Consider the following 13,263-nt stretch of genomic DNA (forward strand, 5'->3'; position numbering starts at 1 on the left):
AACTTCTCGCGATCAAACCGACCACCCCAGCTTGTGCGCTTTTGTGGTCTGGTCATGGCGCACATCGTCTTCCGTGTGCACATAGATGCTGGTGGTAGAAATATTTGCGTGCCCCAGGTTGTCGCGCACAGCCTTGAGATCCATGTTGTCGCTCTGGTGAGTGCCCGCCGTATGTCTCATCCAGTGGGCTGAGGCCTGCTCTACATGAGAGGCAGCGGCCTCATGGTCAGGACCTAGCGCGCGCAGGCGGGCTGCGGTTTCACGGAAGATGGTCTTGACCAACTCGTGCACCGCACTGCGTCCCATAGGTTTAGACCCACCAATCAACGGCAGGAGCAGTGGGGAGGAATCGCCCTCATGAGGTAGAGGTCCCAGGTCATTCGACTTTCGGTAGCGCATCAGCTCTGAGACCAACTCGTCTGTCGCGGGGATCACTCTGGTTTTTTCTCCCTTGCCACGAATTTCCAGCCACCAGCGCTCCCGTCCGTCGGCTCCCCGTCGCCAGTAAAAGTCGCCCATCGAGTTGTTACAGACCTCCGAAATCCGCAGCCCACCGATGTAGAGGAGTGAGAAGAGCCACCGATATCGGGCCGCTTGGAGAGCGAGGCGAGGCGTGCTCGTGGGAAGGGACTCAATCGTTGCGCGTACTTGCGCCCAGTGTTCGTGCGGCAAGAACCTGCTGGTCTTGGCGGGGCGAGCCACTGATTTGCGGCGGCGCAGAGCCAAGGGGTTGCCTGCCAGATACCCGGCTTGAACCAACCAATTGAAGAGGCTGTTGAGGATCGACAGGGCCTGGCGCTGGCTCTGCCGGTCCAGCGGCTTTGCGAACGGACGCCAGTGGGGCGAGGACCTAGGAGCCTTCTGCGCGACCTGCATGACCCATCGATCAACCGGTTGGGGATCTTCCAGAAAGGACTCGTAGACCAGGAAATCCTCATGGGTCAGATCGGACAGGGCCTTTCCGTGCTGGTGCACACACCAAAGCAGCAGTCTTTCCGCCTCCTTGCGATAGCTGGCCAGCGTGGCCGGTGAATCCTTGTAGCGCGCCAGCCAAGCCAAAACTGCAGAGCGGTCGTCATTGGCCGCTACCTGGGGTAGGCCCTGGGCCCGATTTCGGCCACGCTCTCCGGACAGGTGAAGGGGCAGCACCAAGCCCTCCAAAGGCTCAAGATGCGCCAAAACGGCCGGTGCGATGGTCAAACTGCTCATGGGCCAAATTCTATGGACATTAGAGTAATTATGTCCAGAGATTGGGAAATAAATCATTGATTCATACGTTGTACGTTGTATTATTTAAAAATGAGCGAAGAATCAGAAATCCAAGCCGAAGTTGAGGCCCTGCGGGAGCGTTTCAGCGACACGAAAGCGTTGTACCGCGAGGTTTGCGCGTTGCTGTTCTTCCGATACGGCATCACGCCCACAGCCAGCAAGCTCTATCAGCATGTGCGCAAGGGCTCCATGAGCGCCCCGGCCGAAGCGCTGGCCAAGTTCTGGGAGGATCTGCGCGGCAAGGCTCGGGTGGAGATCGATCACCCCGATCTACCGGAGGCGCTTAAAGAGGCCGCAGGCCAGGCGGTCAGCGTGCTGTGGACCCAGGCAACGGAGTTGGCACGCGAGGAGCTAGCGGTCCTGCGCGTCGAGGTACACGCAGAGGCCCAGAGTGCACAGGCAGACCTGCAGGAGGCTCTGCAGCGAAGCGCCGTCCTGGAGACACAGATACAGACCGCACAGACCAAAGTCACCGAACTGGAGACCCGAGCTCAGGCCCTTGCTGCAGAGCTTGAGCAAGAACGGCGTGCGCACGCTGCGAGCACAGCGCGAGGTGAGGCGCTGTCCAGGCAGGTGGATGAGCTGAAGCTGGAGCAATCGAAGAGCAGGCAGCATTTCAGTGCTGAACTTGACAAGGGGCGTGCGGCCATCGATGAGGCGGCCTCCCGTGCGGCCGAGGCCGAGCGTCGCGCGCTTCGTGAAATTGATCGGGAGCGCACTGCTCGAACGCAGGTAGACAAGCAACTGGAGCAGCTGCGGGGCAAGCTCGCAGAAGTGGAGCGTGATCACCATGCCAAGGTCCTGGAGGCCAACGCAGTCCAGACACGATTGGCCGCAGACCTGGAGAGCGCACGGGCTTCGCTGGCCGAGAGCGCCCGCGTGAACCAACTGCAAGGCGTTGAGCTACAGCAGGCACTGCAGGCAGTGGCGCAGCACAAAGCGGAGGCTGACACCCTGCGCGGATTGGTGGCGCAGTTTCAACCGCCGCCCAGGCCCGCTCGCAAGAAAAAACCGATGGACGGCCATTGATTGCTTGCACGTCGGCCGCCAGTCGGCGAAAAAGCTCCACACAGTATCTGCATACAACCTAGCGACGATCCAATGGCACGCGACGACTTCACGAAACCGACCAAGAATCAGGCTTACCAGCGGGTGGCGGGTCGTTGCTCCAATCCCGATTGCCGCGCCACCACCTCCGCGCCAGTGGGCGAAATTGACTTCTCCAATGTGGGGGTCGGCGCGCATATTCATGCGGCATCGCCTGGGGGGCCGCGTTATCTCGCTGCAATGACCGCAGAGGACCGGCGCGGCTTTGGCAACATCATCTGGCTATGCCAGACATGCTCGACGATCATCGACCGAGATCCGGACTCGTACCCTGCAGAAACGCTCAAAGCATGGAAAACATCGGCTGAGGCAAGGGCTCTGATGGAGCAAGGCAAGCGGCTTCCCGATGAAAAGGATATCTATCGCATGGCGGCCATGGCCATGGGCACCCGAACGCCTGGGTTTTATCCAGAAGCCATAGGCAACGTGCACAAAGCCTTGGTCGATCAATTGGAAGCGGTGGATCCAAGGTTCACTGTTTCAACGGCGTACTCGGGTGGCAACACAACGATTACCGTGGGCGCGAAAGAGACCGTGTCTTTCTCCATCAAGATTGGACAGGAATCGGCTGATGTCTGGCGCAAGGGCCTTCAGGCGTCCATTGACGAGGGCCGTGAAGCGACGCTGCCACTCGATGGGGTCGTGTTTGAAGGATCAAGAATCTTCGACGTGCTGCACAAAGATGCCGACCTAGCATCGATAACGATCATGCCGATGGCACGTCCAGCCGTGTTGAAGATACTTGCGCCCCAGATCGAACCGGCAATTTTTGAAACCATTGGTGGTCAACTAACAGCTGGGCGCAAGCAAATCCGATTTGCAGGCGCTGGATGTGGCGGTCTTCTGGACGTGGAATTAGCTTTCACCCCAACGAATCGCAATGATGTTCACTCGGTATCGACTCTGACTACCAACTTAAAAGCGTGGCAAGGAAAAGAGGCTGCCAACCCTCCCTACTTGGACGTCTTTATCAACCTGCTTGAAGCAATTCTTGATCCATCCGCGTCTGTTTCGTTCGTCTTGGAAGTCGATGGAAATCAAGCTGCAGCGGGGAAGTTTCATATACCAAAGCATATAGAGGCGATGAACGAGACCCTCGCATTTGCTCACTACGCCAGACGAGCCAGAAATGTGCTTAGATACCTCAGGAAAAGTGCGCCGATCGATATTTTCGAGAGCATTTCCACAGACGATCATCGGGCCCTGGCGCGAGTCAGCGATATCGTTGAGGGCAAGCTCTCCTACCAGCGCTCTCAGATCACCGGTTCACCGACGATGACTGTCGCGTGTACTGACGGGGGTAAGTCACTGATGGAGGTCGTGCGCAACGGAGAGTTTTCAGTTCTGCAGCAGAAAGAACCCGCATCCATGGTCACCATCTATGGGAAGGAATACGAAGTCCCTCCGACCACAAGCTATTACTCGCCTGTGAAACTGCATATCCTGAGCACGAAGAAAAAGAAGGAGAGCATTGACTTTCGTCTGCGAATCGAAATGGCGGACAACTTCACAAGCCAAACTTTCTTCGAAGAACAGCAGTGATACGCCAGAAGCCTAGGCAGTAGGGCCCCTGGTAAGGCGATTGGTGGCGCGCCATTCAAATAAGCGAGACGGGATAGAAAGCGGTTCATTAATAACCAAAGGCTTATGAGCCTAAACTGGCCGTCTCCCGGTTTGCCCTCTAAAAACCAGTGAACTTTCACGGGAATGCAATTCTGCGCCAAGTTTGTACACCGCTGGCAATTGTGCTGCTGACAGGGACACTGCCGGTCGAATTGACCCAAGCGATGAACTGATCGACGCTATGAGTGGGATTCGTACTTTTGTAGACAGCTGCAAAACCAGAGATATGAGCTGCAGCGAGAGATGTTCCCCAGCCTGCAAGCAAATCGGTATCCGAAACGCGTCCTGCCCCATTGACACCAATAGCATTTTCGTCTCCACCAGGCGCCAAAAAAATTGGATACGTATACTGACTTAAAGCCGCGATATTTGACTTTGTCGCGAGCGTATATCCAATTTCATCGTTCAGCACAGAAGCAGCTTTTATTGAGTATTCACTACAAGCAGGATGCGAAAGCGCAGTTTGAATCTGGTAATTTCCTGTTGATGCAATAACAGGGACGCCTGCGGTCCTAAGTTGTCGAATAAGATTTCTGATGGCGATGCTGACATTGGCATCACAGTCGGACGGGTAACTGGCAACGGTGCCGATACTCAGATTGACAACCAGTGCTGCAGGCGAGGTGGGCGTAGCCCCACCGGCCCTCAGAAGTACCGACGAGAGCCCTTTTTCCAAGTCGTTCAAATAATATGTTTTTTTATTATTAATGCGATCATATGAGAAAATATTTATCGAAATGAGTTGGGCGTCTGGTGCAACCCCTTGCAATATTCCGCTGGCCACGTTTGGTGATGCGCGACCCGCAGCAACCGAAGCCATTAGCGTACCATGCCCGCACCGCTGCTGATCAATCAGCTGGCATCCGATGAGATCACTGTTTGGCTCACCCGCATTTGGCGTCCCCGCTGGGCTATCACCGAACAAATCCTTGTTTGGACATATAGACTTAAATCCTCCGGAGTTTGATCCAAAACAATCTTCGCCGACTACTTTCGTAGTGCCGTTAAAGAGAAACATCTCGTGAGTTTTTCGAATGCCGTCATCTAAAACGGCAATCGCTACACCACTCCCCTTACTTCCAGAAGCCCATGCAACAGGCATGTTAATAGTCGGCATGCTCCTTTGTAGTTGCGACACACCCAATGGGCGGTTTTCACGCAACTCCAAAATTCGCGGATCATTTTTTGCGCGGAGTCTAGACAGCTGGTCCTTGGTAAGAATCATCTGAAACGACCCAATCGAATCCCCGACAGGATCGCTTTGTGGCATTTTTATATTGGCATCAGCAAGAATTTTTGTCATGGCTTCTCGATTTGCCATTGCCTGATTTTTTCCTCCACGGGAATTCCAATTTAAGTCAGGAGAGAAAAGTACCCCGCCGCGCAACGAAATGCTTACCTCTACCTGTCCTTCTTTTTCGGCCATATCGGATGCTCCTGCAGACCAGTAGGTGGTCCGAGGATCTTGATAGCCGATAGGCCGAATTCCTCGTACATCAGGATGATTTTGCAGGAGGAGCAGCTTTTTCTTGTCAATAGAGGTCGTTATTTTTATTGGTAGCGCATTGTCCAATGCCAGGGTAGATTCGGATCGGCCTGATTTTTGCAAATTTTCCCGAATTTTCTCAATCAGGGAATTGGCCTCAATGATCACTTCGCCGACATTTGTTATACGTGTCGAGCCATCTTGCAATAATTGATACTTCGCACTCTGAGTGCCAAGAATTATTTCGGCATCTACCTCTGATCTAGTGCGCAAAACTTTCCGGAGGGCTGTAAGGCTGCCATCCAGGTCCATAGCAGTAATGCGCGATTTGTCAGTGGGATCTATTGTAAAGGCTAGTGCATTCTGACTATTTTGAAGGATGCTAATTCCTGCTGCTTTTATATACACCCCGATCTGCCCACTCTCGCTCTCCCAACTACCTTCGGTAAATGCTGCGTTTCCTAATTCCGCCTTTAATGCGCGTATGGCATCTGCATCTTTTTTAAAGTTATCATTTTTTTGCTCTTGCGATAATTTTTCAAGTTTCTGATGGCGTAGGGTGATCATCACTCGTACCTCGCCTTCCTCATTCACCGCATCTCTCATCCGCTTCAGGCTATCAGGGTCAACAGTCGCCGCTTGCAACATTCCCATGCCAAAAGTTAGTGCAATGGCTGACATCACAGATAGCAGGTGTCGCATCTATCGCTCCAGAGAAGTTTGTGGTCTACGAAAATCGTAGCTGCCAATCCTGGGATGGCAAGTTTTAAATGAGCGAGTTCACGAGGCTACTTCGCAGGTGTTCCTTGTTCGCACCCTGCGCGTAAGTGCCAGCGCCCGATCAGGATTGAGTGGACTTGAGGCCAAGGCCGTGGCTTGGGCAGATCCGTGCAAAGGCGTTCTACGTCGCGGCCATCCGCCACACCGGTTGAGGCTATGGTCGAAGTCACGTGTTCGCGACAACACTCAGGGGATCACTGAGCAGTCTCTTCGCTGGGTGAAAAGTCCCGTTACCGAGCGGAACTGCTAACCCGGTAAATCGCACGGAAAAAGAGGCGCCTATTTTTTAAGCAAAACTCTAAGTTGTTGATTTTATTGATGTTTGCAAGCTGCTAACCCGGTAAATCGCACGCAAAAAGAGCTGACATTTGAAAACTTGCGCGCGTCCAGGAGTGCGTCTTGGAGCACGGGCGAGGGCTCACGGTGGGGGGCGCAAGGACTTCGACACTGGTCTTGACTCCGGCTGGTTCGCTCGGTAGTGGCTCAAATTACCGATTCACTGCAAACGTGCCACACGCTGCTTGGCTGGGCGCTCAATGAGCGCATCGATGTAAGGATCCATGTCGAACGCAATCGTCCCCCGAAAATTCACGTGCTCGAAGTGCACGGGTCCGATGCGGCGCAGCCAGCTTTCATCTATGGGGTGTTTGGCCACCTTCCAGCGATCCACGACATCTTGCATCTTCATGGTGTTCCAGCTGATCACGACGTTGGTCAGCAGGGTGTGCGCTGTTGAGATAGCCCGCAGCTCATCAGCCCTGCGCCCGCGTGAGACTCCTACACGTCCGTGGTACACGGCGCGCTGCAACTGGTGTACAGATTCACCCCGGTTGAGCAAGGCATGCATCTCGCGGCGAAACTCGGGAATGGTGAAGTAGTCGCACAAAAAGATCGTACGAAGCAACTTGCCCAACTCGTCTGCGGCAGCGTGCACGGGATCGCCCCGCGCCGCGCTGCCAAGGCGGGCGATGGCTTCTCCAGCTGTCAAGCGTCCTTGTCGGATAGAGGCAACCAGGTGCAGTAGGTCCATCCATCCGGCTCGAATCTTCCCAAGCGAGACTTTCCCAACGGTTAGGCGCTCCAAAGCTTCCGGCACAGTGTCCCCCCTGGCCAAGAACATCTTACGTTCCGACAATTGGCGCAAACGGACGCACAGATCGAAGCCCAGCAACTTGGCGATGGCCATCGCTGCGTTGGTGTAGCCATGGGTGTCCACAGCGAGTAGGGACAGTCGGATCTGGTCCTCGCGGCGGGAACAGTTGTGCGCCTCGACACCGTCCACCGCTGGCGCTGCTTGCCGGTCGTTGATCACGATGGGCTGGTCGTGGAACAGTGCCCAGGTATCAAGCATGTGCACATAGATGCCAACGCCATGCTGCTTGCGGCGGTACTCCATGCGCGCTGAGTGCAGGTACCGTGACGTGTCGAGCGTCATCGAATCAGAGGATGCTTTGTCGCCCAGGCCCCAGAGTTTGGCAATAGGCATGCTTTGCTGGAACTCAATGACCCGTGAGTTGGCTTCCCGCAAACGGCCACTGGCCTCCGTTGCACGCATGGCCATAGTGACCTGAGACACCTGCAGGCCTGGGATCATCGCGCATACGCCTTTGGCAGTGTTCTCTGTTCCGTGTGTGTATAGGGCGCCGTAGACGGCCTTCAGTTCAGCCATGTCTTTGGCCCTGCGGCCTAGCAGAGCCTGGCTAAAGCCGCTTTTTGCGTCGATCTCGACCAGCATGTTGCCAAACTGGGCATCGCCGATCATGTTGAACATGCTCTCGCGTGTCTTGGTGACCTGAGGTTCGACTTCAAGCGCCTGAATCGGTGCAATGTGAATATGCCCCTGGCTGTCTATGGTCAAAGCCCCGTCCTCGACGGCCTGCACCAGCTGGCCGATGCCCGCTTTGACCCGTCCCAGCACGCGCTCCAGGAACTTATCGGGATTGTCGGTCAAGCTCAAAGCACGGATCAGCGACTTGTGCTTCTCGGCCCACTGCGTTTCGGGTATCAGCTGATCGGCACGGTTGCGATGGCGGCTGCTGTGTTCCAGCCACAGCTTTCCGCCTTTGATCGCTTTCTTCAAAGAAGTCGCTGCGCTTGCTTTGAGAGCTGCAAGAGCAACCTTGCGATCAGGGCCTTCCAGCAGCGAGTGCCAGCTTGGGTCCGCAACCGACACATCAAACCCCTCGGGAAGGCTGCTGATGCCGCGTTTGGACAAATCGCGCAGCGTCTTGAGCTGCTTGAGCGCCTTGTCCGTTTCCTCGCCTTTGATCTCAAGGACTCCGAGGGCATTGAGCAGGGCCGACATACGCGGCGCTTGTTCTTTCACCAGTGTTTCCCGGACGAATTGAGCCCGCGTACCGGCAAAGTTTTCTCCATTCTTGGGCACCAGATCGCGCATCGCCGCGACGATCTGAGCATCGGTCAACTGCGTGTCGTAGAGTATGTCCTTGAGCCTGACACGCTCAGCACGCAGATCCACAGCACTTTCGGCTTGCTTCTTGAGGACCTTGCCAGAGGCCTTGCGATAGAGATCCGTGAGACATCGCGCACCGATGTCTGCGGCGAGATCGGTCTGATCCAAGAGGGTGACATGCAGGAAAGAGACGATGCGCAGATCGCGCTGATCCTCGGAGAGAAACTTCGTCGCGGAGGGTGGACGATTGATCACCTCCTGGCTGTACGCCCTGAGACGATTCAATGGAATCGCCGACAGCTTCCACTTGTGAACTTGCAGTGATTTGAGGCACTCGATTTTCTTGGTGACCTCGCTCAACGTGAGCTGCCCGTGCTTTCCTGGGGGTGTGCGCAGCCACTCCAGTACGGTGTGCCCCCCGGGCCCTGATCGCTTTGAGAATGCGTGCGAGAGCGCCGCCTGAACCTGTTTGGGTGGCGCACAGGCGCGGATCGCTGCGATTGCGGCATTCTCCTGCTCAGCAAATGCCATGCGCGCCATGTCGCGCAGTGTCCGGTCACCCGGCAGGACGAGCCGTCGATCAAAAAGCCAGTGTTCTGACTGTTGGATAAGGTCATCGACCGATACCGCTGAGGCGGAAAGCTCCGCCAGGGCATCTGCCAGGAGCGGTTTTGTGGTGTCGTCGTCTACTACCGCGAAGCCGACACGTTCCCGTGCCCAGAGCTGGTGCTCATACCGCGTGTCCTTGTCCTTGTACAGCGAGGTCACCGAGGCGATGTCCGTCGCGTTCATGCCAAGCGCTGAAGTCAGGTACCGCAGCAGGACGGAGGGGAGACCTGAAAAGGCATCGGGGTGCCGCCCCGTAGCGCGCAGCATGACCAGTTGAACTGCAGCGCCAAGGCGTGCAGTCCCTCTGAACCTGGGCGGGCGCAGCTCCTGGATGTCTTCAATGCTCAGCCCAAAGCACTCTTCGACCTCCCGCTTAGATAGCGATTTGGGCAGGGTATCGGCGCCAACGAAACGTAGGTAGTAGCTAGACAAGCTGGTCCTCCCATGGCTGGCGCGGTCGCAAGCCTGCTGCAGTCTACGTATTCGCTACTGATAATTCCAGACAATAAAAAGGTGCGGGTTAACCCGTAGCTCTTAACCGGGTTTTCTGCACGGAAAGTGAGATCACCCCTGACGGACGGTACGCCGGGGTGTCGAGCGCGCGACGGCGGCGGACGGATGGCAGGGTTGCTGCGTCAGGCTGCGGCGGGTGCGCTGGCGGCGGCCATGGTGTCCCAGGCCTTCAGGGCCTCGGCCGTGTACATGAGTGCCGGGCCGCCGCCCATGTAAACGCACACGGCCAGCATCTCTTCCAGCTCTGCGCGGGTGGCGCCGAGCTTTTGCAGTGCCTTGACATGAAAACCGATGCACCCGGAGCAGCGCTGGGTGACGCCAATGGCCAGGGCAATCAGCTCCTTGTGCTTGCTGGTCAACGCACCTTCCGCCATCGAGGCCTGCGCAAGCTGCGCAAAGCCCCGCATGGCGTCAGGCTGGGCCTTTCGGAAGGTAGCCAGGCTTTCGTTGATGCCCTGGATCAGGCTGGTGTGGTCGAACGTACTCATGGAATGGTTCCTTGCTGGGGCCTTGAGGGCACCGGACTCTGCGTGTGTCGGCGCCTGTCGGCGGCTTATTTCTTCATGGGACAGGTGTTGATGCCAAGCAGCGTGTAAGCCGGGCAGAAGCGGAACAGGCCGGTGGCCAGTGGCACCACGCCCAGCCATCCCCACCAGCCCACCGTCCCGGTGGCAGCCAGTGCGATCAGGACCAGGCCTGCCAAGACGCGCAGCACACGGTCCACGGTTCCTACGTTGATGTTCATGATGATTTCCTTGCTCTGAGGTTGTGGCCCGGGATGGGCCTGGCTTGCACAAGCGCAGCGAGCGCGTAATGCGCTCGCTGCCCGGTCAGTCGAATGAGGGAGACGCAGGCGCTGCCACGGGCTTGCCCGCCGCCACCCAGGCGTCAAAGCCGCCGGCGATGGACTGCACCTGCAGATAGCCCATGTCGTGCATGGCGCGCGCGGCCAGTGCGGCACGGCCGCTGGTCTTGCAGTACAGCACCACCTTGAGGTCGCGTGCGCTGAGTTCGGGCGTGCTGCTGAGCCGGAACTCCAGCACTCCGCGCGAGGCGTGAATTGCGCCGGGGATATGTCCGGCCTGGTACTCGTCGGCCTCCCGCACATCGATCAGCACGTCGGCGGTTCGGATGGCTTCGTCGGCCTGGTTCGGTGGTACCTCTTGCACCAGGGCCTTGGCAGCGGTGACGAGGTCGTGGGCTGTTTTCATGTGTGCGTTCCTGCGGTGGGTGTGGCGGTACGGATGTGGCAGTTGTGTCACAGCGCGTTGACGGGAATCTTGAGATAGGTCACGCCATTGGCTTCCGCTGGCGGCATTTCCCCTGCGCGGATGTTGACCTGCACCGAGGGCAGGATGAGCACGGGCATCTCCAGCGTCGCGTCGCGCTGGGTGCGCAGCGCCACAAAGGCGTCTTCGGTCACCCCGTCATGCACATGGATGTTCTTGGCACGCTGGTCGGCGACGGTGGTTTGCCAGGCCACGGCGCGCCCTGCGGGTGGGTAGTCGTGGCACATGAACAGGCGGGTTTCATCCGGCAGGCTCAGCAGTTTGCGCACCGACTGGTATAGCGTGTGGGCATTGCCCCCGGGAAAGTCGCAGCGCGCTGTGCCCACGTCGGGCATGAACAGGGTGTCGCCCACAAACACAGCGTCACCGACCTGGTAGGCCATGCAAGCGGGGGTGTGACCAGGCACTGCCAGCGCCTGGGCCTCCAGCTGGCCGATGTGGAAGACCTCGTTGTCGTGCAGCAGCTGGTCGAACTGGCTGCCATCGGGGTGGAATCCGGGCTCCAGATGAAACACCTTCTTGAATACGTCCTGCACCTGGGTGATGGACGCACCAATGGCGATTTTTCCACCCAACTTGTCGCGAAGGTAGTGCGCGGCCGACAGGTGGTCCGCATGGGCGTGGGTTTCCAGAATCCATTGCACCGTCAACCCCTGACTCTGTACGAACGCCACGATCTTGTCGGCTGACCGCGTGCGGGTGCGGCCCGACTTCGGATCGTAGTCGAGCACTGAATCGACCACCGCGCAGTGGCCGCCAGGTTGATCGAACACCACATAGGTCACCGTCCAGGTGGCGTCGTCGAAGAAGGCTTCTATCTGGGGTTTCATCGAAGGGCTCCGTTTTTAATTTCGATGCAGATAGTTTATTGACAAATAGATTGTTAGTCAATAGAATATCAACATCGAATTTGAAAAGGAGCGCGCGACCATGCACGCAGAAGCACAAATGGACCTGGAAACCTTGCGCAGGTCCGCCGACAGCGCTTGTCGCTTGATGAAGGTGTTGTCCAACCCCGACCGCCTGCTGCTGCTATGCCAGCTGACGCAGGGTGAAAAGCGTGTGGGTGAACTGGAAGAGTTGGTGGGCATCTCCCAGCCCACCTTGTCGCAGCAGCTGGGCGTATTGCGCGAGGAGGGCCTCGTCAACACGCGCCGTGACGGCAAAAACATCTATTACGAGATCGCCAGCCCCCAGGCCCTGGCGGTGATGAACGTGCTGTTTGAACAATTTTGTGGCCCCGCCCAGGAGAGCAAGCCATGCTGATCGACTGGACCCATTTCACCCCCTGGGCTGCGCTCGCTGGCGGTGTTTTGCTGGGCCTTGCCTCAGCGCTTTTTGTGCTTCTCAACGGGCGCATCCTGGGCATCAGCGGCATTGTGGGAGGGCTGCTGCGCCCCCGCGCGGGTGACATGGGCTGGCGCCTGGCTTTTGTGCTGGGCATGTTGGTGGCGCCTGGCCTTTACTGGCTGGTGGTCGGCCCCACGCAGCCGCGCATTGATGCGAACTGGGGCATGGTGGTGATCGCCGGCCTGCTGGTGGGTGTCGGCACCCGCTACGGATCGGGCTGCACCAGCGGCCACGGCGTGTGCGGACTCTCGCGCATGTCGCCTCGGTCCTTGGTAGCGACGCTGGCCTTCATGGGGGCAGGGTTCGTCACCGTCTTCCTAATCCGGCACGCGCTGGCCTGACCGCACCCCCATTCATCGGAGCATTGATCGCTATGAAAAATCGTATCTCGGAGTTTGTGGTGGGTCTGATCTTCGGGCTGGGCCTGATCGTCTCGGGCATGACCGACCCGGGCAAGGTGCTGGGTTTTCTGGACCTGGCTGGCTTGTGGGACCCATCGCTGGCGTTTGTGATGGGCGGAGCCATTGCGGTGGGCGTCTTTGCCTTCGCCGTAGCCAAGAAGCGGACCACCAGCTTCCTGGGTGGCGCCATGCACCTGCCCACGTCGCATGATATTGACCGCCGTCTGGTGGTTGGAAGCCTCATCTTTGGTGCGGGCTGGGGCATTGCAGGCTTTTGCCCGGGGCCAGCCATCGTTTCGGCGGGTGCAGGCCAGCCCAAAGCCATCGTGTTTGTGATCGCGATGCTGGCGGGCATGTGGCTGTTTGAACTGGCCGAACGCATGTCCCACCGCGCCCCACCTACCCAGACCGGAGCCCGCTGAC

Annotated in this window: 12 protein-coding genes; 5 read left to right on the top strand and 7 right to left on the bottom strand. The window is 57.7% G+C overall.

Annotated features, from left to right (window positions below; translation table 11 throughout):
* Positions 1–12: 12 nt before the first annotated feature.
* Positions 13–1,209 carry a tyrosine-type recombinase/integrase gene (locus tag CLU87_RS09230; protein ID WP_099730250.1) on the bottom strand — a complete coding sequence of 399 codons (1,197 nt, stop codon included), beginning with the start codon at positions 1,207–1,209 and terminating at the stop codon, positions 13–15.
* A 90-nt stretch (positions 1,210–1,299) separates the two neighbouring features.
* On the opposite strand from CLU87_RS09230, the gene CLU87_RS09235 reads away from it, so the two are divergent.
* Both CLU87_RS09235 and CLU87_RS09240 read left to right on the top strand, forming a co-directional pair.
* Positions 1,300–2,298 carry a DNA-binding protein gene (locus CLU87_RS09235; protein ID WP_099730251.1) on the top strand — a complete coding sequence of 333 codons (999 nt, stop codon included), beginning with the start codon at positions 1,300–1,302 and terminating at the stop codon, positions 2,296–2,298.
* A 72-nt stretch (positions 2,299–2,370) separates the two neighbouring features.
* Positions 2,371–3,918, top strand: coding sequence for a hypothetical protein (locus tag CLU87_RS09240; RefSeq protein ID WP_143227265.1), 1,548 nt, complete (start codon positions 2,371–2,373; stop codon positions 3,916–3,918).
* A gap of 157 nt (positions 3,919–4,075) precedes the next feature.
* On the opposite strand, the gene CLU87_RS09245 is transcribed toward CLU87_RS09240, so the two are convergent.
* The 6 genes from CLU87_RS09245 to CLU87_RS09270 all read right to left on the bottom strand — a co-directional run bounded on the left by CLU87_RS09245 (position 4,076) and on the right by CLU87_RS09270 (position 11,919).
* On the bottom strand, positions 4,076–6,166 hold the full coding sequence (locus CLU87_RS09245; RefSeq protein WP_158236075.1) for a S8/S53 family peptidase: 2,091 nt from the start codon (positions 6,164–6,166) through the stop codon (positions 4,076–4,078).
* 595 nt (positions 6,167–6,761) lie between these two features.
* Positions 6,762–9,719, bottom strand: a complete 2,958-nt coding sequence (locus tag CLU87_RS09250) for a Tn3 family transposase (RefSeq protein ID WP_099730254.1) — start codon at positions 9,717–9,719, stop codon at positions 6,762–6,764.
* 203 nt (positions 9,720–9,922) lie between these two features.
* Positions 9,923–10,288, bottom strand: a complete 366-nt coding sequence (locus tag CLU87_RS09255) for a carboxymuconolactone decarboxylase family protein (RefSeq protein ID WP_015014125.1) — start codon at positions 10,286–10,288, stop codon at positions 9,923–9,925.
* A gap of 65 nt (positions 10,289–10,353) precedes the next feature.
* Entirely contained in the window at positions 10,354–10,545 is a 192-nt protein-coding gene (locus CLU87_RS09260; RefSeq protein WP_015014124.1) for a DUF2892 domain-containing protein, read from the bottom strand.
* A gap of 85 nt (positions 10,546–10,630) precedes the next feature.
* Positions 10,631–11,011, bottom strand: coding sequence for a rhodanese-like domain-containing protein (locus tag CLU87_RS09265; RefSeq protein WP_099730255.1), 381 nt, complete (start codon positions 11,009–11,011; stop codon positions 10,631–10,633).
* A 47-nt stretch (positions 11,012–11,058) separates the two neighbouring features.
* Positions 11,059–11,919, bottom strand: a complete 861-nt coding sequence (locus CLU87_RS09270; protein ID WP_099730256.1) for an MBL fold metallo-hydrolase — start codon at positions 11,917–11,919, stop codon at positions 11,059–11,061.
* 100 nt (positions 11,920–12,019) lie between these two features.
* On the opposite strand from CLU87_RS09270, the gene CLU87_RS09275 reads away from it, so the two are divergent.
* Genes CLU87_RS09275 through CLU87_RS09285 form a run of 3 tightly spaced genes read left to right on the top strand, consistent with a single transcriptional unit; the run spans position 12,020 to position 13,262 of the window.
* Positions 12,020–12,355 (top strand): helix-turn-helix transcriptional regulator, encoded by a 336-nt coding sequence (locus CLU87_RS09275; RefSeq protein WP_056062726.1) that lies wholly within the window; start codon positions 12,020–12,022, stop codon positions 12,353–12,355.
* Complete coding sequence (locus CLU87_RS09280; protein ID WP_056644586.1) at positions 12,349–12,780, top strand: YeeE/YedE family protein; 432 nt, start codon at positions 12,349–12,351, stop codon at positions 12,778–12,780. Before CLU87_RS09275 ends, CLU87_RS09280 begins: the two co-directional genes overlap by 7 nt.
* Before the next feature lie 32 nt (positions 12,781–12,812).
* Positions 12,813–13,262 carry a YeeE/YedE family protein gene (locus CLU87_RS09285; RefSeq protein ID WP_099730257.1) on the top strand — a complete coding sequence of 150 codons (450 nt, stop codon included), beginning with the start codon at positions 12,813–12,815 and terminating at the stop codon, positions 13,260–13,262.
* The last annotated feature ends 1 nt before the right edge of the window (position 13,263 follow it).

The sequence above is a fragment of the Acidovorax sp. 59 genome, from assembly GCF_002754175.1.
Taxonomy (GTDB): Bacteria; Pseudomonadota; Gammaproteobacteria; order Burkholderiales; family Burkholderiaceae_C; genus Acidovorax; species Acidovorax delafieldii.